This is a genomic window from Mycolicibacterium boenickei (assembly GCF_010731295.1).
Classification (GTDB): Bacteria; Actinomycetota; Actinomycetes; order Mycobacteriales; family Mycobacteriaceae; genus Mycobacterium; species Mycobacterium boenickei.
In genome coordinates this window covers 5,059,711-5,081,907 of the sequence record NZ_AP022579.1, presented here as the reverse complement: position 1 = coordinate 5,081,907, position 22,197 = coordinate 5,059,711, and the positions used below count along the sequence as shown (strand labels likewise).

20 protein-coding genes are annotated in these 22,197 nt (G+C 68.0%); 13 read left to right on the top strand and 7 right to left on the bottom strand.

All coding sequences use genetic code 11. The annotated features are described in order from the left end of the window. Positions 1 to 24: 24 nt before the first annotated feature. From G6N57_RS24240 to recX, 5 genes are all read left to right on the top strand, one after another. Positions 25 to 1,197, top strand: a complete 1,173-nt coding sequence (locus tag G6N57_RS24240) for a glycosyltransferase (RefSeq protein ID WP_077739067.1) — start codon at positions 25 to 27, stop codon at positions 1,195 to 1,197. 9 nt (positions 1,198 to 1,206) lie between these two features. Further along, positions 1,207 to 1,401 (top strand): DUF3046 domain-containing protein, encoded by a 195-nt coding sequence (locus G6N57_RS24235; protein WP_036445015.1) that lies wholly within the window; start codon positions 1,207 to 1,209, stop codon positions 1,399 to 1,401. A gap of 81 nt (positions 1,402 to 1,482) precedes the next feature. Further along, positions 1,483 to 1,686 carry a hypothetical protein gene (locus G6N57_RS24230; RefSeq protein ID WP_077739068.1) on the top strand — a complete coding sequence of 68 codons (204 nt, stop codon included), beginning with the start codon at positions 1,483 to 1,485 and terminating at the stop codon, positions 1,684 to 1,686. A gap of 148 nt (positions 1,687 to 1,834) precedes the next feature. Continuing rightward, positions 1,835 to 2,890 carry a recombinase RecA gene (gene recA / locus G6N57_RS24225; RefSeq protein ID WP_003880548.1) on the top strand — a complete coding sequence of 352 codons (1,056 nt, stop codon included), beginning with the start codon at positions 1,835 to 1,837 and terminating at the stop codon, positions 2,888 to 2,890. After that, positions 2,859 to 3,422, top strand: coding sequence for a recombination regulator RecX (gene recX / locus G6N57_RS24220; protein WP_077739069.1), 564 nt, complete (start codon positions 2,859 to 2,861; stop codon positions 3,420 to 3,422). Before recA ends, recX begins: the two co-directional genes overlap by 32 nt. On the opposite strand, the gene G6N57_RS24215 is transcribed toward recX, so the two are convergent. From G6N57_RS24215 to G6N57_RS24200, 4 genes are read right to left on the bottom strand one after another with little or no spacing between them, the layout of a single operon-like run. Next, a complete protein-coding gene (locus tag G6N57_RS24215) occupies positions 3,423 to 4,316 on the bottom strand; it encodes an amino acid ABC transporter permease (protein ID WP_077739070.1) in 894 nt (297 codons plus the stop codon). Beyond that, the gene (locus G6N57_RS24210) at positions 4,316 to 4,996 is read right to left on the bottom strand and encodes an amino acid ABC transporter permease (protein WP_077739071.1); all 681 of its coding nucleotides are present in this window, start codon (positions 4,994 to 4,996) and stop codon (positions 4,316 to 4,318) included. Before G6N57_RS24210 ends, G6N57_RS24215 begins: the two co-directional genes overlap by 1 nt. A gap of 21 nt (positions 4,997 to 5,017) precedes the next feature. Next, complete coding sequence (locus G6N57_RS24205; protein WP_077739072.1) at positions 5,018 to 5,833, bottom strand: glutamate ABC transporter substrate-binding protein; 816 nt, start codon at positions 5,831 to 5,833, stop codon at positions 5,018 to 5,020. A gap of 38 nt (positions 5,834 to 5,871) precedes the next feature. After that, positions 5,872 to 6,600: an amino acid ABC transporter ATP-binding protein gene (locus tag G6N57_RS24200; RefSeq protein WP_077739073.1), complete on the bottom strand. Its 729-nt coding sequence runs from the start codon at positions 6,598 to 6,600 to the stop codon at positions 5,872 to 5,874. Positions 6,601 to 6,758: 158 nt separating this feature from the next. On the opposite strand from G6N57_RS24200, the gene miaB reads away from it, so the two are divergent. Further along, positions 6,759 to 8,306: a tRNA (N6-isopentenyl adenosine(37)-C2)-methylthiotransferase MiaB gene (gene miaB, locus G6N57_RS24195; protein ID WP_077741687.1), complete on the top strand. Its 1,548-nt coding sequence runs from the start codon at positions 6,759 to 6,761 to the stop codon at positions 8,304 to 8,306. Further along, complete coding sequence (locus G6N57_RS24190; RefSeq protein ID WP_234815880.1) at positions 8,294 to 8,932, top strand: Rv2732c family membrane protein; 639 nt, start codon at positions 8,294 to 8,296, stop codon at positions 8,930 to 8,932. Before miaB ends, G6N57_RS24190 begins: the two co-directional genes overlap by 13 nt. Positions 8,933 to 8,953: 21 nt before the next feature. Here G6N57_RS24190 and G6N57_RS24185 read toward each other — a convergent pair whose 3' ends face one another. Continuing rightward, entirely contained in the window at positions 8,954 to 10,309 is a 1,356-nt protein-coding gene (locus G6N57_RS24185; protein ID WP_077739074.1) for a DUF349 domain-containing protein, read from the bottom strand. Positions 10,310 to 10,457: 148 nt separating this feature from the next. On the opposite strand from G6N57_RS24185, the gene G6N57_RS24180 reads away from it, so the two are divergent. From G6N57_RS24180 to hflX, 4 genes are read left to right on the top strand one after another with little or no spacing between them, the layout of a single operon-like run. Continuing rightward, positions 10,458 to 11,144: a class III extradiol ring-cleavage dioxygenase family protein gene (locus G6N57_RS24180; protein ID WP_077739075.1), complete on the top strand. Its 687-nt coding sequence runs from the start codon at positions 10,458 to 10,460 to the stop codon at positions 11,142 to 11,144. Beyond that, the gene (gene miaA, locus G6N57_RS24175; protein WP_077739076.1) at positions 11,141 to 12,049 is read left to right on the top strand and encodes a tRNA (adenosine(37)-N6)-dimethylallyltransferase MiaA; all 909 of its coding nucleotides are present in this window, start codon (positions 11,141 to 11,143) and stop codon (positions 12,047 to 12,049) included. Before G6N57_RS24180 ends, miaA begins: the two co-directional genes overlap by 4 nt. A 19-nt stretch (positions 12,050 to 12,068) precedes the next feature. After that, positions 12,069 to 12,935, top strand: a complete 867-nt coding sequence (dapF, locus tag G6N57_RS24170; RefSeq protein ID WP_077741688.1) for a diaminopimelate epimerase — start codon at positions 12,069 to 12,071, stop codon at positions 12,933 to 12,935. Between the two features lie 45 nt (positions 12,936 to 12,980). Further along, positions 12,981 to 14,390 carry a GTPase HflX gene (gene hflX, locus G6N57_RS24165; protein WP_077739077.1) on the top strand — a complete coding sequence of 470 codons (1,410 nt, stop codon included), beginning with the start codon at positions 12,981 to 12,983 and terminating at the stop codon, positions 14,388 to 14,390. Between the two features lie 18 nt (positions 14,391 to 14,408). On the opposite strand, the gene G6N57_RS24160 is transcribed toward hflX, so the two are convergent. Beyond that, positions 14,409 to 15,947, bottom strand: a complete 1,539-nt coding sequence (locus G6N57_RS24160; RefSeq protein ID WP_077739078.1) for a PE-PPE domain-containing protein — start codon at positions 15,945 to 15,947, stop codon at positions 14,409 to 14,411. A gap of 108 nt (positions 15,948 to 16,055) precedes the next feature. Then, entirely contained in the window at positions 16,056 to 18,344 is a 2,289-nt protein-coding gene (locus tag G6N57_RS24155; protein ID WP_077739079.1) for a molybdopterin guanine dinucleotide-containing S/N-oxide reductase, read from the bottom strand. Positions 18,345 to 18,445: 101 nt separating this feature from the next. Here G6N57_RS24155 and G6N57_RS24150 point away from each other — a divergent pair, with 101 nt between their 5' ends. After that, positions 18,446 to 19,606 (top strand): acyl-CoA dehydrogenase family protein, encoded by a 1,161-nt coding sequence (locus tag G6N57_RS24150; RefSeq protein WP_077739080.1) that lies wholly within the window; start codon positions 18,446 to 18,448, stop codon positions 19,604 to 19,606. Between the two features lie 190 nt (positions 19,607 to 19,796). Then, positions 19,797 to 22,148, top strand: coding sequence for an LGFP repeat-containing protein (locus G6N57_RS24145; protein WP_077739081.1), 2,352 nt, complete (start codon positions 19,797 to 19,799; stop codon positions 22,146 to 22,148). The last annotated feature ends 49 nt before the right edge of the window (positions 22,149 to 22,197 follow it).

Below are 22,197 nucleotides of genomic sequence, written 5' to 3'. Positions count from 1 at the left end.
GGACGGCTATGGCAGGGTAGGCCGGTGCGCGTAGCTGTGGTCGCCGGACCCGATCCCGGACATGCCTTCCCGGCCCTTGCGTTGTGCCTGAAGTTCCTGGCCGCGGGGGATGTCCCGACGCTGTTGACCGGCGTCGAATGGCTCGAAACCGCGCGGGCGGCGGGTGTCGACGCGGTCGAACTGGTCGGCCTCGATGCCACCGATGACGATGACGATGCCGACGCCGGGGCCAAGATCCACCAGCGCGCCGGGCGGATGGCGCGACTCAACGTGCCGGTATTGGAGCAGTTGCAACCGGATCTCGTGGTCTCCGACGTGATCACGGCCTGCGGCGGGCTGGCCGCCGAGCTGCTCGGGCTGCCGTGGGTCGAGCTCAACCCGCATCCGCTGTACCTGCCGTCGAAGGGCCTGCCGCCGATCGGCAGCGGGCTGGCGCCCGGGGTCGGCCTGCGCGGACGCCTGCGTGACACCGTCATGCGCGCCCTGACCGCTCGATCATGGCGCGCCGGCCTGGCCCAGCGGGCCGCGGTGCGGGCCGACATCGGCCTTCCGCCGGTCGATCCGGGCCCGCTGCGGCGGTTGATCGCCACCCTGCCCGCATTGGAGGTGCCGCGCCCGGACTGGCCGGCCGAGGCCATCGTGGTGGGTCCATTGCACTTCGAGCCCACCGACGCGGTGCTTGCCGTGCCGCCGGGATCGGGGCCGGTGGTGATGGTGGCGCCGTCCACCGCGACCACCGGGACACAGGGCATGGCCGAACTGGTGCTCGAGTCGCTGCGCCCGGGCGACACGCTGCCCGACGGGGCCCGTGTGGTGGTGTCGCGACTGGGCGGTGCCGACGTCGAGGTGCCCCCATGGGCGGCGGTGGGCCTGGGCCGCCAGGACGAGCTGCTGTCGCACGCCGATCTGGTGATCTGCGGCGGTGGGCACGGGTTCGTATCCAAGGCGTTGTTGGCCGGTGTGCCGATGGTGGTGGTGCCGGGTGGCGGTGACCAGTGGGAGATCGCCAATCGTGTTGTGCGCCAGGGCAGTGGACACCTGGTGCGGCCACTTTCGGGCGAGGCGTTGACGGCGGCGGTCGGTACCGTTCTCGGTTCACCCGCATACCGCGCTGCCGCCCGGCGGGCGGGTGCCTCGGCGGCCGAGGTGGCAGATCCGGTACGGGTGTGCCATGACGCCCTCGCGGGCACTGGGTAGGTTGAGCCCGTGCGGTTGACGGAATTCAATGAGCTCGTGGACGGCCAGTTCGGCACCATTCGGGGCCGTTCGCTGCTCGTCGACCACGTGCTCACCGCCCTCGACGGGCGCACGGCCGCCCAGGCCATCGAGGACGGCGAGGAGCCGCGCAACGTGTGGCGGGCGCTGTGCGCGGACTTCGACGTCCCCCGCGACCAGTGGTGAACGACCAGCGGCGATATCGGGGTGGGTCTGCGGCGATTTACACCGCTTCCCCTGCGCACATTTTCGGCGTATACCGGAGTCATGGGTCTCGGTGACCACCCGATGCGAACACCCCTCTACGGAGTGTTGCTGGTGATCGCAGCAGTTCTGCTGTGCTGGCTGGTCGCGTCAACTCTGAGTGGCTGGCAGGCCGCCCTCGGATATTTCCTGGCCGTCGCCGTCGGCGCATTCGGCTTCGTCCTGACATTGCGGGATCTCGACAACTTCCCGAACTGGCGTCACTGACCGAGACCATCTCCGGCGTGTCCACTTGAGTCGAACAGATGTTCGTCTAGTGTGGGCGGTGTTCGACCGATTTGTCGGTGCCCTGGCCTAGCGTCACGGCCAACCGATCGGAACACCGGTCAACACGACTACTTGGAGAGGCACCATCATGGCGCAGCAGGCCCCTGATCGCGAAAAAGCGCTCGAACTGGCGATGGCCCAGATCGACAAGAACTTCGGTAAAGGCTCGGTGATGCGCCTCGGCGAGGAGGTGCGTCAGCCGATCTCGGTGATCCCCACCGGCTCGATCTCCCTGGACGTTGCCCTCGGCATCGGCGGGCTCCCGCGTGGCCGCGTGGTCGAGATCTACGGCCCGGAATCCTCGGGTAAGACCACTGTGGCGCTGCACGCGGTGGCCAACGCCCAGGCCGCAGGCGGCATCGCGGCGTTCATCGACGCCGAGCACGCCCTGGATCCCGAGTACGCCAAGAAGCTCGGGGTGGACACCGATTCCCTGCTGGTGAGCCAGCCGGACACCGGTGAGCAGGCACTGGAGATCGCCGACATGCTGGTGCGCTCGGGCGCGCTGGACATCTTGGTGATCGACTCGGTGGCGGCCCTGGTGCCGCGTGCCGAGATCGAGGGCGAGATGGGTGACAGCCACGTCGGTCTGCAGGCCCGCCTGATGAGCCAGGCGCTGCGCAAGATGACCGGTGCGCTGAACAACTCGGGCACCACCGCGATCTTCATCAACCAGCTTCGCGAGAAGATCGGCGTGATGTTCGGCTCGCCCGAAACCACCACGGGCGGTAAGGCTTTGAAGTTCTACGCCTCGGTCCGCCTGGACGTGCGCCGTATCGAGACGCTCAAGGACGGCACCGACGCGGTCGGTAACCGCACCCGCGTCAAGGTCGTCAAGAACAAGGTCTCGCCCCCGTTCAAGCAGGCCGAGTTCGACATCCTGTACGGCCAGGGCATCAGCCGCGAAGGCTCGCTCATCGACATGGGTGTCGAGCACGGCTTCATCCGTAAGTCCGGGTCCTGGTTCACCTACGAGGGTGAGCAACTGGGCCAGGGCAAGGAGAACGCCCGCAAGTTCCTGCTGGAGAACGTCGACGTCGCCAACGAGATCGAGAAGAAGATCAAGGAAAAGCTCGGTATCGGTGCCGTCGTGACCGCCGAGGCGAAGGCTGATGACGTCCTTCCCGCCCCGGTTGACTTCTGAGCCGTCGGGTACGCCCGAGGGGGAGCAGGCGCAGGATCCTCGCAAACGCGAGGAGCAGGCCAAGAATGTCTGCCTGCGCCTGCTCACCGTGCGGGCCCGCACCCGTGCCGAACTGACCGAGCAGCTCACCAAACGAGGTTACGAAGAGGACCTCAGTGCCAGGGTGCTCAACCGGCTCACCGAGGTCGGGCTGATCGACGATGAGGACTTTGCCGAGCAATGGGTGCGGTCCCGTCACGCCAATGCGGGAAAAGGCAAGCGCGCCTTGGCTGTCGAGCTCCGCAAGAAGGGCGTCGACAACGACGTCATCGACGCCGCGCTGGCCGATCTGGATCCGGCGGCCGAGCGGCAACGGGCCGAGCAGCTGGTCCGCGACAAGCTACGCCGTGAACGGCTCGATGACGATGACGGTGACGTGAAGGTGACTCGCCGGCTGGTCGGCATGCTGGCCCGCCGCGGGTACAACCAATCGATGGCCTTCGACGTCGTCAGTGTCGAGCTTGCCGGCGAACGCGAACGGCGGCGGGTCTGATCAGTCCCGTTGCGTGTGCAAAACCTGCGCGCCCGGGGCGCCTTCCTGCTCGACGGCCTCGGCCTCCAGCGGGGCGGGTCCGCGGCTGGAGCGACGCAGGCGCTGCTCGATCCTGGTGGCCAGCGACGACAATGCCATGTTGACGCTGATCATCAAGATCGCGATGACGATCAGGGCGGGCAGGATGTTGGCGTAGGCCGACCCGATGTTCGTGCCCTGACGGACCATCTCCACGAACGTGATCTGGTAGCCGATCGCGGTGTCCTTGAGCACCACGACCAGCTGCGAAACCAGCACCGGCAGCATCGCGGTGATCGCCTGCGGCAACAGGATCAGGCGCATCGTTTGCGTCCACGTCATCCCGAGTGACCATGCGGCCTCCTGCTGGCCGCGGGGAAGGGAATGGACGCCGGCTCGGACGATTTCGGCGATGACCGCACCGTTGTAGAGCGTCAGTCCGGTCACCACACCGGCCAGGGCGATGTACTTGGACGGGAACACGTCGTACATGCCGTAGAGGAAGAACGCGAACAGCATCATGATCAGCACCGGCACCGCGCGGAAGAACTCCACGATGACCGCGCAGATCCATCGGATCGGTGCGACAGGCGCCAGTCGGCCGACGCCGAGCACCATGCCCAGCGCCAGCGCCAGCACGATCGACACCGCTGCCGCGGTGAGCGTCCCCTGCACACCGGGAAGGACGTAGGTGATCCACAGATCCGAGGTGAGGAACGGTTTCCACTTCTCGGGCTGGAGTTGATCCTTTTCCCACAACCGGACCACGACGAAGGCGATCAGTGCCACCGCGGCGACTGCGGTGAGCACCGTCAGGATGTTGTTGCGTACCCGCGCCCGCGGACCCGGGGCGTCGAACAGGACCGATGCACTCATCAGCGTGCCACCGCCAGGCGCTTACCCAACCACCCGAACAGCAACCCCAGCGGCAATGTCAGCAGGATGAACCCGGCAGCCATGATGGCACCGACGGTGAGCACCGCGGCAGTCGACTCGATCATCGCCTTCATCAACAACGCCGCCTCCGCCACGCCGATCGCCGACGCGATCGTGGTGTTCTTCGTCAATGCGATCAACACCGATCCGAGCGGGATGAGCACCGCGCGAAATGCCTGCGGCAGCAGGATCAATCGCAGATTCTGACCGAAGGTCAGTCCCAGCGACCGGGCGGCCTCGGCCTGACCCATCGGAACAGTGTTGACCCCGGAGCGCACCGTCTCGCACACGAAAGACGCGGTATAGATCGTCAATCCGAGTACCGCCAAGCGAAAGTTGCTGTCGGCGATCGATGTCGGTGAATGCGGGTCGACCAGGGTGATCCGCAGCGTCTGCCCGACCCCGAGCGCACAGAACACGATGATCAGGGTCAGCGGAGTGTTGCGGATGATGTTCACGTACGCGGCACCGAGCCAATTGAGCACCGGCACCGGGGCCAGCCGCATTGCGGCCAGCACCGTGCCCAGGATCAGCGCACCGATCGCGGAATACACCGTCAGCTGGATCGTGGTCCAGAACGCCGCGAATATCTGGTCGCGGTATGCGTCGAATATCTCCACGGTCGGTGGGCTGTCTCCGGATCAGTTGCGGTCGACGGCGGGCGGTGCCGGGGTGGGGATACCGGCGGGCCCGAGGTTGCGCTCGAACGCTTCCTTCCAGGCGCCGCTGGACTCCATCTTCTCGAGCGCGGCGTTGATCTTGGTGCGCAACTCGGTGTCGCCCTTCTTCAGGCCGATGCCGTAGCGCTCCTCGGAGAAGGGTTCACCGGCGATCTTGAACGTGCCCGGGCTCTGCGCGGCGTATCCGGCCAGAATCACCTCATCGGTGGTCAGCGCGTCCACGGCCCCGCTCTTGAGCGCATCCAGACACAGCGTGTACGTGTCGTACTGCTGCAACTGGACCTTCGGGTACTCGTCCTTGATCCGCTGCGCCGGGGTCGATCCCGAAACCGAGCACAGCTTCTTGTTGTTCTCCAGGGAGGCTGCCCCGGTGATGTCGGTGTTGTCCGCGCGGACCAGCAGGCTCTGCCCGGTGAGCAGGTACGGTCCGGCGAAGTCGACCTTCTCCTTGCGCGCATCCGTGATCGAGTAGGTACCCACGATGTACTCGACCTGGCCGTTCTGGATCAGCGTCTCGCGCTGCGGCGAGGGTGCTTCCTTCCATTCGATCTTGTCCTCGGGGTAGCCGAGTTCGTTGGCCACGTACTTGGCCACGTCGACGTCGAATCCGGACATGGAACCGTCGGGCTTCTTCAGACCGAGTCCGGGCTGGTCGTATTTGGTGCCGATGACGATCTTGCTGGAGTCGCCACCGCCGCCGCCACAGGCCGTCGCGGCGAAGGGAAGGGCGATCGCGAGCGCGAGGGTACCGACCAACTTGAACGGCACGGATGGCATGTTCGGGTTCCTTTCGGGTGCAGCGTCAGTGCGGGGCGTCAGTGGTGAAGGATTTTGCCGAGAAAATCTTTGGCACGATCGGATTTCGGATTTTCGAAGAACTCGGCAGGCGCTGAGTCCTCGACGATGGCGCCGTCGGACATGAACACCACGCGGTGAGACGCCCGGCGGGCGAACCCCATCTCGTGGGTGATCACGACCATCGTCATGCCCTCTGAAGCCAACGAGGTCATCACCGCCAGCACCTCATTGATCATCTCGGGGTCCAAGGCGCTGGTGGGTTCGTCGAACAGCATGACCTTCGGGTCCATCGCCAGCGAGCGCGCGATGGCGACGCGTTGCTGCTGGCCGCCGGACAGCTGCGCCGGGTACTTGTCGGCCTGATTGGCCACCCCGACGCGGTCCAGCAGGGCCATCGCCTTCTCCCTGGCATCGGCCTTGGACTTCCGGCGCACCTTCACCGGGGCGAGCGTGACGTTCTCCAGGATCGTCTTGTGCGCGAACAGGTTGAAGGACTGGAACACCATGCCGACATCCGAACGCAACTGGGCCAGCTTGCGCCCTTCGGCGGGCAGCTCCTGGCCGTCGATCGCGATGCTGCCTGAGTCGATGGTCTCCAGCCGATTGATCGTGCGGCACAGCGTCGACTTGCCCGAACCTGACGGTCCGAGCACGACCACGACCTCGCCGCGGCCCACGTCGAGATTGATGTCATTGAGTACGTGCAGGGATCCGAAGTGTTTGTTCACCCCCGAGAGTGAGATCATCGGCACATCTTCTGGTGCTGCGTCATCGACCTGCGGCTGCTCGCCGGGGCTCCCCATGGCAGGTGACCTTACCCAGGGAACGTCCAGCCTGCCCGGATCTCGTGAATCCGCCGCGTTAACGTTTCGGACGCCTCCGTACCATTGAGGCCGTGACGACGATGGTGAACCGGGGAGCGGCTGCCGGTGAGCGCTCGCGCACGTATCAGGTCCGCACCTACGGCTGCCAGATGAACGTGCATGACTCCGAGCGGCTGTCGGGCCTGCTGGAGGACGCCGGCTACCGGCGGGCCGCCGACGGCACCGACGCCGACATCGTGGTGTTCAACACCTGTGCGGTGCGCGAGAACGCGGACAACAAGCTGTACGGCAACCTCAGCCACCTGGCCCCCCGCAAGCAGGCCGACCCGAACATGCAGATCGCGGTCGGCGGTTGCCTGGCTCAGAAGGACCGCGACTCGGTGCTGCGCCGCGCGCCGTGGGTCGACGTGGTGTTCGGCACCCACAACATCGGATCCCTGCCCGTGCTGCTGGAGCGGGCCCGGCACAACCGCACCGCCCAGGTCGAGATCGTCGAGGCTCTGCAGGAGTTTCCGTCCACCCTTCCCGCGACGCGCGAATCCGCCTACGCGGCCTGGGTGTCGATCTCGGTGGGCTGCAACAACACCTGCACGTTCTGCATCGTGCCCTCGCTGCGCGGCAAAGAGGTCGATCGCCGGCCCGGTGACATCCTGGCCGAGGTGCAGACCCTGGCCGACCAGGGCGTGCTCGAGGTGACGCTGCTGGGACAGAACGTCAACGCCTATGGCGTCTCGTTTTCGGACGAGCGCTTGCGCGAGGACCCGGCGAATTGGGACCCCGAACTGCCGCGCGACCGCAGCGCGTTCGCCAAGCTGCTGCGCGCCTGCGGTGACATCGACGGACTGGAGCGGGTCCGGTTCACCTCGCCGCACCCGGCCGAGTTCACCGACGACGTGATCGAGGCGATGGCGCAGACCCCCAACGTGTGCCCGACGCTGCACATGCCGCTGCAGTCCGGTTCGGACCGCGTCCTCAAGGCGATGCGCCGCTCGTACCGGGCCGAGCGCTACCTGGGCATCATCGACAAGGTCCGGGCCGCGATCCCGGATGCCGCGATCACCACCGACCTCATCGTCGGATTCCCGGGGGAGACCGAAGAAGACTTCCAGGCCACCCTGGACGTGGTCGAACGGTCGCGATTCGCGAGCGCGTTCACCTTCCAGTACTCGATCCGCCCCGGAACCCCGGCGGCGGACATGCCCGACCAAGTGCCGAAAGCTGTTGTCACCGAACGCTATCAGCGGCTGATCGAGCTGCAGGAGCGAATCTCCCTGCAGGAGAACCAGGCTCAGATCGGGCAGACGGTCGAACTGCTGGTCGCGACAGGTGAGGGGCGTAAAGACGCCGCCACTGCCCGCATGTCGGGCCGGGCCCGCGACGGCAGGCTGGTGCACTTCAGCCCTGGGCCTGCTGCCGAGAGCATCCGGCCCGGCGACATCGTGACCACCACGGTGACCGGCGCCGCGCCGCATCATCTGATCGCCGACGCTCCGTTGGCCACCCATCGGCGCACCCGCGCCGGTGACGCCCACGCGGCCGGGCAGCGCCCCCGTACCGGCGTCGGCCTGGGGTTGCCGCGCATCGGCGCGCCGGAGACTGCGCCGTCATCAGAAGGATGTGGCTGTTGAGCAAGGAAAGCGACTTCGAGCCGTTCAAGGACGACCTCGCCGCGGTCGAACGCAAGGTCACCCGGGAGTTCGACTCGGGTCCGCGCGCCATGGTCGTCGCGATCCTGGTGTTCGTGGTGCTGCTGTCGTTCGTGCTGCCGCACACCGGTTCCAGCAAGGGTTTCGACGTTCTCGTGGGTGACGCCACGGCCGTCGCCGACGGCATCTCACTGCCGTCGCGGGTCTTCACCTGGTTGGCTCTGGTGTTCTCGGTCGGATTCTCGACGCTGGCGCTGATCACCCGCCGCTGGGCGCTGGCCTGGGTGGCCCTGGCGGGTTCCGCAGTGGCCAGCGCGCTCGGGATGCTCGCCGTGTGGTCACGTCAGACCGCGGTGGACCACCCCGGCCCCGGCATCGGGCTGATCATCGGCTGGCTGGCGGTGATCGTGCTCACCTTCCACTGGGCGCGGGTGGTGTGGTCGCGCACCGCGCTGCAGTTGGCCGCGGAGGAGGACCGGCGTCGCCAGGCCGCGGAGCATCAGCAGCGCGGCGTGCTCGACATCCCCAAGACCGACGTGACCGAGAAAACCGACGTCAAGAAGACGGACCCCACCGACTCCGCCGGCGATCAGCCGGATCAGGCCTAGCTGCGCTCTCCGAGTTCAGGCTTACTTGTGCTCTCCGAGCGCGGCTGCGGCCGCGTCGGCCCACTGACGCCACTGCTCGGCGCTGGCCCTGGCCTCGGCCGCATCCTTGGTGCGCCCGGCCGCCTCGGCCTTCTCCGCCTGCCGCTCGAACTGCTCGGCACGTGAGCGGAACTGATCGGCACGCGCCTGGGCCTCGGGATCGACGCCACCGGCAGGAGCGTCACGGACCTTCTTCTCGATAGCGCGCAGACGTCGTTCCAGGTCAGCGGCGCGTTCACGGGGAACCTTGCCGATCGCGTCCCACTTGTCGCCGATGGTCCGCAACGCCGCGCGGGCGGCATCGAGATCGGTCGTGTCGATCTTCTCGGCCTCGGCCAGCAACGCCTCCTTGGCGGTGGCATTGGCCTTGAATTCGGCGTCACGCTCGGCGTTCGCGGCGTTGCGGGCCCCGAAGAACGTGTCCTGGGCGGCCTTGAACCGGTGCCACAACGCGTCGTCGACATCCTTGGCGGCCCGCCCCGCGGCCTTCCACTCGGTCAGCAGATCACGGAAGGCGGCCGCGGTGGCGCCCCAATCGGTAGAGCCGGACAGGTGCTCGGCCCGCTCGCACAGCGCCTCCTTGAGCTGGCGGGCGCCGGCGCGGCCGCGGTCGAGTTCGGCGAAGTGCGATCCGCGGCGACGATTGAACGTCTCGCGGGCGGTCGAGTAACGCTTCCACAGGGCGTCGTCGAGCTTGCGATCCAACCCGGTGATGGTGCGCCACTCGTCGAGAATCTCGCGCAGGCGGTCACCGGCGGACTTCCACTGCGTGGAGTTCGCGGCCAGATCCTCGGCCTCGGCGGCGAGCGCCTCCTTGCGCGCGGTCTGGGCGGCGCGGTGCTCGTCACGCTGGGCCCGCTCGGTCTTTGCTGCCTCGTCGGCATGCTCGAGGATGGCCGACAGTCGGGTGCTCAACGAATCGACGTCGCCGAGAACTGCTGCGGTGGGCAGACTTTCGGCCAGTGCGGCGGCTGCCGACTTGATCTTGCGGGCATCGCCGGTGCCGGAGGACAGCCTGCGTTCCAGTAGCGCCACCTCGGTGTGCAGATCATCGAAACGCCTGCCGAAGTGGGCGAACGCCGATTCGGTGTCGCCGGCCTGCCACGAACCGATGACACGTTCACCGGATCCGTTGATCAGCCACACCGTGCCGTCGTCGTCCACGCGCCCGAAGCGGTGCGGATCACTGGTCGGCGCCACCGCAACCACCGGGGCAACCCGGCTGGGGCGGGGAACGGGGCGGGGCGGCCCTGGCCTGGGTGCAGGCGTAGGAGTGGGCCTCGGCGTGGGCCCGGAAGTCTGCTGGGGGGTGGCTTCGCCTGGCTCACTGGTTGTCATATCCGCTCCTCGTACTCCGCACGGTTGCCCGTGCATCTACCGCGCGACGCGGCGCCTGATGCTGTCGCTGTGTCCGCTATTCAAGCAGGTCGTGCTGTGCCGTGCCCATGGCTTTAGGCGCAATGCCCCGACAAACTAGTTTGGTGACGTGCTGAGCGCCATAGCGATCGTCCCCGCCACGCCGGTTCTCGTGCCCCAACTCGTGGGTGCGGCCGCGGTCGAGGTGGCCGGGTTGCGCGCCGCCGCGCTGGCCGCAACAGCGTCGTTACCGCCGCACTGGCTGGCTGTCGGCGTCGGCCCCCGGGACGAGGTGTTCGGATCTGACTGCGTCGGGACCTTCGCCGGCTACGGCGTCGACGTCCCGGTGGCGCTCGGTCCTCGACCGGTCGGCGAGCCGGCCGAACTGCCGCTGTGTGCCCTGGTCGCGGCATGGATCCGCGGCCAGGCCGCTCCCGATGCCGGCATCGAGGTGCACGCTTATGCCGCATCGCACCAGACCGAGGCCGCGGTGGGGCTGGGCCGGACGCTTCGCTCCCAGGTCGACGAGACCCCGGACCCGGTCGGTGTGCTGATCGCCGCCGACGGCCTGCACACCCTCACGCCGGCAGCCCCGGGCGGTTACCTGCCGGACTCGGTGGCCACCCAGCAGGACCTGGATGACGCGTTGGCCACCGGAGACGTGGCGGCACTGGCCGAGCTGCCCGAGCCCGTGCTCGGCCGGGTGGCCTATCAGGTGCTGGCCGGGCTGACCTGGCCAGCGCCCGGCACCGCCCGCGAGCTGTACCGCGGCGCGCCCTACGGGGTCGGCTACTTCGTCGGCGAATGGCTGCCATGACGCGGCCCATCGCGGTGATCGGGCCGACCGGCACCGGCAAATCGGCCCTGGCGCTGGCGATCGCCGAGGAGTTGGGCGGCGAGATAGTCAACGCCGACGCGATGCAGCTCTACCGCGGCATGGACATCGGTACCGCCAAACTGCCCTTCGCCGACCGGCGCGGCATCCCGCACCACCAGCTCGATGTCCTCGAGGTCACCGAGACCGCCACGGTGGCCCGCTATCAGCAGGACGCCGCGGCCGACGTGGAGGCCATCGCCGCCCGTGGCGCGGTACCGGTGATCGTCGGCGGCTCGATGCTCTACATCCAGTCGCTGCTCGACGAGTGGACGTTCCCGGCGACCGATCCGGCGGTGCGGGCCCGGTGGGAGGACCGGCTGGCCGAGGTGGGGGTCGCGGCGTTGCATGCCGAGCTGACCCGGGTCGACCCGGCCGCGGGCGCGTCGATCCTGCCGACCGACGGCCGGCGGATCGTGCGGGCCCTGGAGGTCGTGGAGCTCACCGGCCGGCCGTTCGCCGCTTCGGCACCGACCATCGGTGCCCCTCGATGGGACACCGCGATCATCGGATTGGATTGGGAGACATCCATTCTCGACGAGCGTCTGGAGCAACGCACCAACCTCATGTTCGCCGACGGCCTGGTGGGCGAGGTGCAGACCTTGATCGGCCGGGGGTTGCGGGACGGGGTCACCGCGGCGCGGGCGCTCGGCTACGCGCAGGTGCTGGCCGACCTCGACGCCGGGGGAGACGGGAGCGCGGCGCGAGAGCCCACGTTCATCGGTACCCGCCGCTATGTCCGTCGGCAGCGGTCGTGGTTCCGGCGCGACCATCGGGTGGTGTGGCTGGACGGTGCCGCCGACGGACTGGTGCACGACGCGCTGCGCGCCTGGCGGCACGTATCCTGATCAGGTGATCTTCGGCTCGATCCCTTTCGCGAAGGGACATGGCACCCAGAACGATTTCGTGGTGCTGCCCGACGTCGACGCCGCGCTGTCGTTGACGCCGGCCGCCGTGGCCGCGCTGTGCGACCGTCGCCGCGGCCTCGGCGCCGATGGTGTGCTCCGGGTGACGACCGCGGGCGCTGCGCAGGCCGCCGGTGTTTTCGACCGGCTGCCCGACGGGGTCGCGGCCTCCGACTGGTACATGGACTACCGCAACGCCGACGGCTCGATCGCGCAGATGTGCGGCAACGGGGTCCGGGTCTTCGCGCATTACCTGCGTGCCTCCGGCCTGGAATCCGCCGATGAGTTCGTGGTGGGCTCGCTGGCCGGGCCACGGCCCGTGGTGCTGCACAGCGTCGACGCGACCACCGCCGACGTCACCGTCGAGATGGGCAAGGCCAACCGGTTCGGCACGGGGACCGCGGTGGTCGGTGGCCGTAGCGTCAGCGGGGTGGCCGTCGACGTGGGCAATCCGCATCTGGCCTGCGTCGGGCTGACCGAGAGTGAGCTGGCGGCCCTCGATGTGGGTGCGCCGGTGAGCTTCGACGCGCAGCTGTTCCCCGACGGCGTCAACGTCGAGGTCCTCACCGTCCCGGCCGACGGCGCGGTGTCCATGCGCGTGCACGAGCGCGGTGTGGGCGAGACCCGCTCCTGCGGTACGGGCACCGTCGCGGCCACCCTGGCGGCCCTGGCCCATCAGGGCGCGGACACCGGGACGTTGCGGGTCCGTATCCCGGGCGGGGAGGTCACCGTGACGATCACCGAGTCCACCAGCTACCTGCGGGGACCGTCTGTGCTGGTCGCCCGGGGTGAGCTGGCCGAGCAGTGGTGGAACGCTGCCCACGGGTAATTGGGGTGCGCGCGGCCCGATGCACGTGACAACCTGTAAGTACATATGACTCATCCAGAACATCCCGTCACTCCCAGCACCGGTGAGCTGGCCCTCGAAGACCGCGCCTCGTTGCGCCGCGTCGCCGGGTTGTCCACCGAGCTCACCGACGTCACCGAGGTCGAATACCGCCAGCTGAGGCTGGAGCGCGTGGTCCTGGTCGGCGTCTGGACCGAGGGCAGCGCGGCCGATGCCGATGCCAGCCTGACCGAGCTGGCGGCCCTGGCCGAGACCGCGGGCTCGGAAGTACTCGAGGGGCTCATCCAGCGTCGCGACAAGCCCGACCCGTCGACCTACATCGGCTCGGGCAAAGCCCAGGAGCTGCGTGAGATCGTGCTGGCCACCGGTGCCGACACCGTGATCTGCGACGGTGAACTCTCACCCGCGCAGCTCAACTCGCTGGAGAAAGTGGTCAAGGTCAAGGTCATCGACCGCACCGCGCTGATCCTGGACATCTTCGCCCAGCACGCCACCAGCCGGGAAGGCAAGGCGCAGGTGTCGCTGGCCCAGATGGAGTACATGCTGCCCAGGTTGCGTGGCTGGGGTGAATCGATGTCGCGTCAGGCCGGCGGTCGCGCCGGCGGGGCCGGTGGTGGAGTCGGTACCCGCGGACCCGGCGAGACCAAGATCGAGACCGACCGCCGCCGCATCCGTGAGCGGATGGCCAAGCTGCGCCGCGAGATTCGCGACATGAAGAAGATCCGCGACACCCAGCGCAGCCGGCGGCTGTCGTCGGACGCCGCGTCGGTGGCCATCGTCGGTTACACCAACGCCGGCAAGTCCAGCCTGCTCAACGCCCTGACCGGCGCCGGTGTGCTGGTAGAGAACGCCCTGTTCGCGACCCTCGAACCCACCACGCGCCGTGGGGAATTCGATGACGGACGCCCCTTCGTGCTGACCGATACCGTCGGCTTCGTCCGGCACCTGCCCACCCAGCTGGTCGAGGCGTTCCGGTCCACCCTGGAAGAAGTGGTCGACGCCGACCTGCTGGTGCACGTCGTGGACGGATCTGACGACCATCCGCTGGCACAGATCAACGCGGTCCGCCAGGTGGTCAACGATGTGGTCGCCGAATACGACATCGCCCCGCCGCCGGAACTGCTGGTGGTCAACAAGATCGACGCGGCCACCGACCTCGGGCTGGCCACGCTGCGGCGTGCGCTACCCGACGCGGTGTTCGTCTCGGCACACACCGGCGACGGACTGGACCGGCTGCGCGCCCGCATGGCGGAGATGATCCCGCCGACCGACGCGACGGTGGACGTGACGATTCCCTACGACCGTGGCGAACTGGTGGCGCGGGTGCACGCCGAAGGCCGGGTGGACGCCACCGAACACACCGCCGACGGAACCCGTATCAAGGCGCGGGTACCGATGGCGCTGGCCGCGACCCTGAGCGAGTTCGCCACCTTCTGAGCGCCTGCCGGCCGGAGCTCAGGCCGCGGGCTTCTTCTCGGTGGCGCCGGACGGCTTGGCCTTTTCCTTGCCGGTGTCCTGTCCGCCGAGCGCCTTACGCACGGTGCTGCGGATCGACTTGGCCACCTCACGCACCGGGTGGGCTCCGCCGGTCCGCAGTTTGGGACCTTTGGTGTCGGTGACCGATGTGTCTTCCGCCGCGGTGGTCGCCTTGGCCTGCGGGTTCGCCTTGAGCACGCTGAGCTTGGGCAACACGGGCAGCTCAGGGACTTCGGGCGTCTCGGGTTCCGCGGCGGCGGTGGTGGCCGAAACCTTCACGGTGTCCTGCGCTTTGGCGGAATCGGCGGATTCGGTCGGGTCGGTCCATCCCGGCAGTGGGTCGAGGCCGGGGTTGCGCGCTGCCTCGATCCCCTCGGGGATGTCGTTGATGAGGTCGCCGACCAGTTTCACCGGGTTGACCCTGGGCACCAGCTGGAATGGCGTGGGGTTGCCGTAATCGCCACGGTCATAGCCGGTTTCGATCAACGTCTGCATCGCCGGTGACACCAGGTCGACCAGCGGTATCACGATGGCCGAGGTCCCGGTCGCCGCGCCGAGGTCGATCAGCGGCTGCATGAGCGGCAGGTACTTCGCCGGCAGCGTGATGTAGCGGGTGTCGCCGTGCACTTGGCAGTGGGTGGCCTCCGAGCAGTTTGCCTGGGCGTTGGCGACCGCGGCCTGCACCTGCTCGGGCGTGTATCCATACGGTGTCGCGCCGGCCTCGTCACCACCTTTCGGGGCGAGATAGGTGCCGTGCACGTATTCGAACCCGGCGAGAGCATTCGCCAGAGCCAGCGGATTGAGCACCCAGGACGGTGCGTCGGCGACGCCGTCGTACTGCAGCGCGATGTCATCGGTGTTGATCACCCCGTCGGGCGCGGTATCGGTGGGCGTCGGGTTGCCGAATGTCGCATCGAGAATGGGCACGGTGCCCAGCGCAGCGAGACGCTCGAACAAGCCGCCGTTGGGCCGGTTCGGGTTGCCGATCAACACGAATGAGACGTTGCTGGGCAACGTCGGGTCGGCGGGGTTGTTGAGATACGCGAGATCGCGCTTGTAGATCCCCGCGACGGTGGCGCCCTGCGAATAGCCGAAGATCACGACCTCGTGGTCGGGGTTGTAGTTCTGCTCCTGTCCGGGACCCGGCGGGGTCAGCTGGGCACCGTAGGCGGTGGCCAGACTCGAGACGCCGCTCTGCACCGAGACGTTCCACTTGGCGCCCTCGAGCCCGCCCCACCCGGCGAACGGGAACGGCCAGAACTGGGCGATGTAGGGAACGCCGACGCACGTCACGTCGGTGCAGGTGCTGCCGGGTGCCACGTAGTACTGGACCGCGTGGTCCTCGTAGTTCGGTGACAACGCCGGATTCGGGGTGCCGGTGCCCGGAACCACCAGCACCGTCGCACTAAGCACCACCTCGGCAGTCAGCGTCGTGGTGACGCCGATCGCGGCAGAGCCGGACACCGCGACAGCGGCGACCAGCAGCGACCTGGCAGCAGCACGGGGTGAGAATCGCATCGGCCAGGATCTCCTTCTGCTGACGCCACCGTCAGCGCTGAAGGGATCTTTGCACCGGCACGCAATCGCTACCGGGCAAACGGCCGAAGTGGTGACCGCCCAACGGTTTCAGCGTTGCCGGATCACCGGTGGCTCGTGTGCCCGCACCGGCGGCAGCGCACCGTCGTACTTCTCCACCTGCACCAAAACGTGGGCCCCGGTGCAACCGCGGGCCAACGAAGAGGTGCCGATGTCCTCGGTGAGCACGTTGGGATTGCCGTGCACGCACATCGAATCGGGGTCCGCCGGAGCGGCCGGATCGAACCAGGCCCCGGTCGACAGCTGCACCACCGCCGGGCGCAGCCGATCGTCGATCACCACGCCGGCCAGGCATGCGCCGCGGTCATTGAACACCCGCACCACGTCTCCGTCAGTGAGACCGCGTGCCGCCGCATCCTCCGGGTTGATCCGGATCGGTTCGCGCCCATGGACTTTCGACGCCTGGCTGGTGGCACCGCCGTCGAGTTGGCTGTGCAGCCGGGTCGCGGGCTGGTTGGCCAGCAGATGCAGCGGATACGTGCGGGCCCGCGCTCCGCCGAGCCACTCCGTCGGCTCGTACCACCGCGGATGGCCGGCGCAGTCGTCATAGCCGAATCGGTCGATGTCGGCGGAGAAGATCTCGATACGACCGCTCGGGGTACCCAGCCTGCGTCCGATCGGGTCGGCCCGGAAGTCGGCGAGCAGCGTCAGTCCTGGTTCGGTGGGTAGCCGGACGCTTCCCGCGGCCCAGAACTCGTCGAACTCGGGGACCTCGAAATCCAGCCCGGCAGACCACTTTTCATACATGTGCACCAGCCACTGCCGCGCCGTGCGGCCCTCGGTGAACTGCAGACCGAAACCGAGCCGCTCGGCCAGCGCCGAGAACGTGGTGTAGTCGTCACGCGAGTCGGCATATGGCGGCGCCAGCGCGGGCATCGCCACCAGTAGCGGGTCATTGCGTGATCCCGAGTAGTCCTCGCGCTCGTATGCGGTGGTCGAGGGCACCACGATGTCGGCATGTTTGGCCATCGCCGTCCAGTACGGGTCGTGCACCACGATCGTGTCGACCCGGGCCAGGGCCCGGCGCAGCCGGGGAATGTTCTGGTGGTGATGGAACGGATTGCCGCCGGCCCAGTACACGCACTTGATGTCGGGGTAGGTCAGCTGCAGGCCGTTGTAGTCGAACGGCTGCCCTGGATGCAGCAACATGTCGGTGACCGCCGCGACCGGGATGAACGTCTGCACCGGGTTGGGCCCCTGTGGCAGAGCAGGCAGGGGGCAGCGCAACGGCGGCAGCCCCGGCTCGTTCATCGACCCGTAGCCGTGCCCGAAACCGCCTCCGGGGATGCCGATCTGGCCGAGCATCGCCGCCAGGGTCAGCCCCATCCACGGAGCCTGCTCGCCGTGCCGGACCCGTTGCAGCGACCAGCTGACGGTGACCAGGGTGCGTGAGGCCGCCATCCGCCGGGCCAGTGCGGTCAGCTCCTCGGCAGGCAGGCCGCTGAGCGCCGACGCCCACTGTGGGCTCTTGGCGACGCCGTCGTCGCGGCCCAGCAGGTACCGCTCGAACCGCTGATACCCGGTGCAGTGCGTGTCGAGAAAGTCGAGATCGGCCAGGCCCTCGGTGGCCAGGACGTAGGCCAGCGCGAGCATCACCGCCACGTCGGTGCCGGGGACCGGGGCCAGCCACTGGCAGTCGCCGTCGACATCGTCGCGCAGCGGGCTCACGGATACGATCTGTCCGCCGCGGTCACGCATCCGCCGGAGCGCGTCGCGGGCCGGATGTGCCGTGGTACCACCGTGATTGATGCCGGTGTTCTTCAGCGCGACACCGCCGAAACACACCAGCAGGTCGGTGTGTTCGACGATGACGTTCCAGTCGGTGGACCGTTTGAACAGGTCGTCGTGGGTGCCGACCACCCGGGGCATGATCACCCCGGTCGCGCCCAGGCTGTAGGAATGACGGGAAAACGTATAGCCGCCAAGCATTTTCAGAAAGCGGTGCACCTGACTCTGGGCATGGTGGAACCGTCCGGCGCTGGACCAGCCGTAGGAGCCGCCGTAGATCGCTTCGTTGCCGTATGTGTCGACGACCCGGCGCAGCTCGTCGGCGAGCAATTCGGTGAGCTCGTCCCAGGACACTCCCACGTACTCGTCGGCGCCCCGCGCGGTACTCGGGCCGGGGCCGTCCCGCAGCCAGCCGCGCCGGACCGCGGGCCCGGCGATGCGGGACCGGTGCCGGATCGAACCGGGGAGGTTGCCGAGCAAAGGTGACGGGTCGGCGTCGTCGGCCCGCGGCGCGATGGCGGCGATGTCTCCGTCCGCGATGGCGGCGGTGAAGGCGCCCCAGTGCGCGAGGCTCGCGGGGGACTGGGGCATGGCCCGAGTTTACGGGCGGTACGCCCCCTCCCCGGGACTGACCAACCACCCGGTTGGTATAGGTTGGCCCCAAATCCGTAACCAGTACCGGAGGTCACACCATGGGCAGTGCTGTGAAGTACGACCGCACGTTGTTCGAGCCGGAGCACGAGCTGTTCCGCGAGTCGTACCGGGCGTTCCTCGACAAGCATGTCGCGCCCTTCCACGACCAGTGGGAGAAGGACAAGATCGTCGACCGCGGGGTCTGGCTCGAGGCGGGTAAGCAGGGCTTTCTCGGGATGGCCGTGCCGGAGGAGTACGGCGGCGGCGGTAACGACGACTTCCGGTACAACACGATCGTCTGCGAGGAGACCGTGGCCGGCCGCTACAGCGGCATCGGCTTCAGCCTGCACAACGACGTCGTCGCGCCCTATCTGCTGCGGCTGGCCAACGAGGAGCAGAAGCAGCGCTGGCTGCCCAAGTTCTGCACCGGTGAATCGATCACGGCGATCGCAATGACCGAACCCGGTACGGGCAGCGACCTGCAGGGCATCAAGACCCGTGCGGTCCGCGACGGCGACCACTACGTGCTCAACGGGTCGAAGACCTTCATCACCAACGGCATCAACTCCGACCTGGTGATCGTCGTCGCCCAGACCGACCCGGAGAAGGGCGCGTTGGGCTTCTCGCTGCTGGTCGTGGAGCGTGGCATGGAGGGCTTCGAGCGCGGCAGGCACCTCGACAAGATCGGCCTGGACGCCCAGGACACCGCCGAGCTGTCGTTCACCGACGTCAAGGTCCCCGTCGAGAACCTGCTCGGCGAGGAAGGCCAGGGATTCGTCTACCTGATGCAGAACCTGCCGCAGGAACGCATCTCGATCGCCATCATGGCCGCCGCGGCGATGGAGGCGGTGCTGGACCAGACCGTGCAGTACACCAAGGAGCGCAAGGCGTTCGGCAAGCCCATCGGCAGCTTCCAGAACAGCCGGTTCCTGTTGGCCGAACTGGCGACCGAGGCCACCGTGGTGCGGATGATGGTCGACGAGTTCATCCGGTTGCACCTCGACGAGAAGCTCACCGTCGAGCAGGCCGCGATGGCCAAGTGGTACTCGACCGAGAAGCAGGTCGAGCTCATCGACCGCTGCCTGCAGCTGCACGGCGGCTACGGCTACATGCGGGAGTACCCGGTTGCCCGGGCCTACCTGGATGCCCGGGTGCAGACCATTTACGGCGGTACGACCGAGATCATGAAGGAGATCATCGGACGCAGTCTGGGGGTCTAGCGGACCGATCGACCCCCGGATTCATCCGGTATCACGCCCCGAGAAGCCCAATTCTGGGTCGCCAGACCCAGATATTGGGGCTTTTTTGGTCATGATCGGCCACGTTCCTTGGTTATCGTCACGTGCTGAAGCAAAGTTGTCGGGGCGGGACATTTCTGAGGAAACTTTGCCGAACGAGCGGGGAGAGCGCATGACTAGGCCTGGAGCGAGGCTGAACGCGGCCGTGTGGCGGTTGGCGGTCGGCCTGCTCGCACTCGTGGTCGCTGCTTTGACGGTTCCGGCGGTGGCGTCGGCCACCCCTGAATCGGATGCCGATGCGGCGGTCACCGCCGCCTGGGAGGCCAGCGGCGGTGACGGCGGGCCACTGGGTCCCCGTCAGGGCGGCGTCTACGCGGTGGGTTCGGGCTTCGCGCAGAACTTCGCCGGCGGCAAGATGTTCTTCACTCCGGCAACCGGCGCGCATTTCATGCAGGGCGCGATTCTGGACAAGTACGAGTCCCTCGGCGGCGCGGCCGACGGCGATCTGGGATTCCCCACCATCGACGAGGGCGCCGGACGTGCCCCCGACAGCCGCAACTCCACGTTGAGCGCGCCTGACAACCCGGTCATCTTCTGGACGCCGGCCACCGGTGCCCGGGTGGTCCGGGGCGCCATCAACGCCGCCTGGGACAAGCTCGGCGGTTCTGCCGGAGTGCTGGGCGTTCCGTCCGACGACGAGTCGTTCGACGGCGATGTGATCTCCCAGAAGTTCACCGGCGGTGAGATCTCCTGGAACCGCAAGACCAAGGCGTTCACCACGGTGCCGCCGGACCTGGCCGATCAACTCGCCGGCCTGGACGTCCCGTCGGATCCCGCGGCGGCGATCGCCGCGGCACGCCGGGCCGCGGGTGGGCCGATGGGTCCGCTGGGCGCCAAGGACGGCGATCAGTACCCGGTCGGCGACGGTGGGCTGGGCCAGAACTACGCGGGCGGCAAGATCTTCTACAGCCAGGCCACGGGTGCCAACGCGATCACCGGTCAACTGCTGGAGAAGTACGAAAGCGTCGGCGGCCCCGAAGGCGATCTGGGCTTCCCGACCGCCAGCGAGGCCGAGGGCGGGCTCGGCCCGAACAGCCGGATCAGCACCTTCGCCGCGGCCGACAACCCCGTCATCTTCTGGACACCCGACTACGGCGCAGTGATCGTGCGTGGCGCCATGAAGGCGGCCTGGGACAAGCTCGGCGGGGCCAAGGGCGCACTGGGCGCTCCGATGGCCGACCAGACCGAAGACGGCTCCGTCATCACCCAGCGGTTCAGCGGGGGAGCGATCTCATGGGACCGCGAGGCCAACAAGTTCACCACGGAGCCGTCCAAACTCGCTTCCGAGTTGAGCGGGCTGCAGGTTCCGGGTGTCGGGCAACCTCATGCCGGTGGTCCCCAGCCGTCGGCAGCGGATACCAAGAAGCCGTTCTCCTGGCATTGGAGCTGGTGGTGGCTGATCGCGGTCATCCCGGTGCTCCTGCTCGCAGGTCTGATCGTGGGAGCGGCACTGTGGCACCGCCGTAGGGGCGGTGGCGATGACGACTTCGACCACGATCCGTTCGACGACGACTACGACGGTGGGCCCGGTGAAGCGCGCTACGACGACGGCCGCTACGACGAGGCGCACTACGAATCGCGGGGATACGACGACGACGAGTTCGTGGACGACCGCGGTGCCGAGGCGCCGAGTTACGCGCCCGCAAGCGCCTATGGTGCCGGCGAAGCCACGACGGCGCGATTCGCCGAGGCGGGTGAGGACTCGGCCGGCGGCGCGGCGTCGCCGTACGACGGTCCCACCGATATCGCGATGCCGGTGAGCCAGTGGGCGGCTCCCCACCGACCGTCCGGCGGGTACGGATCCCCGGACGATGACGACGAGCCGCCGGAAGATGCCGCGCGGCTGGCCGGCCCGGAGTCGGAACGGGGCTTCGAGGATTACGACGACGGCTATCAAGACGACGACGATTACGAGGACGACGATTTCGAAGAGGACGACTTCGACGACGACGATTTCGATGAGGACGACGATCTCAACACGCCGATCGATGCGGACTTCGAGGAAGTAGCCGAGGGCGAAGACACCGAGGACGAGATCGAAGCGGAACTCGCAGACGACGCGGCCGATACCGCGGCGTTCGGTGGTGCGGCGGGCGGCGCGTCTCCGCAAGGGTTCGCGGCCCTCGGCGGGCTGGCGGTGCCGAGCGGCCTGGCTGTGCCGAGCGATCAGGACAACGTCGACACCGCGCCGACCCGGGTGATCACCGAGGCCGAGGCCTACGGCAGCGAGTCCCACAGCGGCCGCCATGCTGCCATCGAACTCGACGAGATCCCCAGTGCCACCGCGATCCACCTGCCGCTGGACGACCCGAACCGCGCGCCGGAGGGATACCCGATCAAGGCCGACACGAAGTCCGGCCGGTACTGGGCACCCGACAGCAGTGAGTACGACGACGCGGTGGCCGAGATCTGGTTCGCCAGTGAGGAATTCGCCCGCACCAACGGATTCGTGCGCACCGACTGAACTTGAGTCGGAAGGACCCGGCCACATCTCGATGCGGCCGGGTCTTGTC

Excerpts from the sequence above, each read along its gene's own strand:
- G6N57_RS24215 (WP_077739070.1), bottom strand. The coding sequence starts at position 4,316 with ATGAGTGCATCGGTCCTGTTCGACGCCCCGGGTCCGCGGGCGCGGGTA.
- G6N57_RS24190 (WP_234815880.1), top strand. The coding sequence starts at position 8,294 with ATGTGGCTGTTGAGCAAGGAAAGCGACTTCGAGCCGTTCAAGGACGAC.
- G6N57_RS24145 (WP_077739081.1), top strand. The coding sequence starts at position 19,797 with ATGACTAGGCCTGGAGCGAGGCTGAACGCGGCCGTGTGGCGGTTGGCG.
- G6N57_RS24160 (WP_077739078.1), bottom strand. The coding sequence starts at position 15,947 with ATGCGATTCTCACCCCGTGCTGCTGCCAGGTCGCTGCTGGTCGCCGCT.
- miaB (WP_077741687.1), top strand. The coding sequence starts at position 6,759 with ATGGTGAACCGGGGAGCGGCTGCCGGTGAGCGCTCGCGCACGTATCAG.
- G6N57_RS24150 (WP_077739080.1), top strand. The coding sequence starts at position 18,446 with ATGGGCAGTGCTGTGAAGTACGACCGCACGTTGTTCGAGCCGGAGCAC.
- G6N57_RS24200 (WP_077739073.1), bottom strand. The coding sequence starts at position 6,600 with ATGATCTCACTCTCGGGGGTGAACAAACACTTCGGATCCCTGCACGTA.
- G6N57_RS24230 (WP_077739068.1), top strand. The coding sequence starts at position 1,483 with ATGGGTCTCGGTGACCACCCGATGCGAACACCCCTCTACGGAGTGTTG.
- miaA (WP_077739076.1), top strand. The coding sequence starts at position 11,141 with ATGACGCGGCCCATCGCGGTGATCGGGCCGACCGGCACCGGCAAATCG.
- G6N57_RS24155 (WP_077739079.1), bottom strand. The coding sequence starts at position 18,344 with ATGCCCCAGTCCCCCGCGAGCCTCGCGCACTGGGGCGCCTTCACCGCC.
- hflX (WP_077739077.1), top strand. The coding sequence starts at position 12,981 with ATGACTCATCCAGAACATCCCGTCACTCCCAGCACCGGTGAGCTGGCC.
- G6N57_RS24185 (WP_077739074.1), bottom strand. The coding sequence starts at position 10,309 with ATGACAACCAGTGAGCCAGGCGAAGCCACCCCCCAGCAGACTTCCGGG.
- recX (WP_077739069.1), top strand. The coding sequence starts at position 2,859 with ATGACGTCCTTCCCGCCCCGGTTGACTTCTGAGCCGTCGGGTACGCCC.
- recA (WP_003880548.1), top strand. The coding sequence starts at position 1,835 with ATGGCGCAGCAGGCCCCTGATCGCGAAAAAGCGCTCGAACTGGCGATG.
- G6N57_RS24205 (WP_077739072.1), bottom strand. The coding sequence starts at position 5,833 with ATGCCATCCGTGCCGTTCAAGTTGGTCGGTACCCTCGCGCTCGCGATC.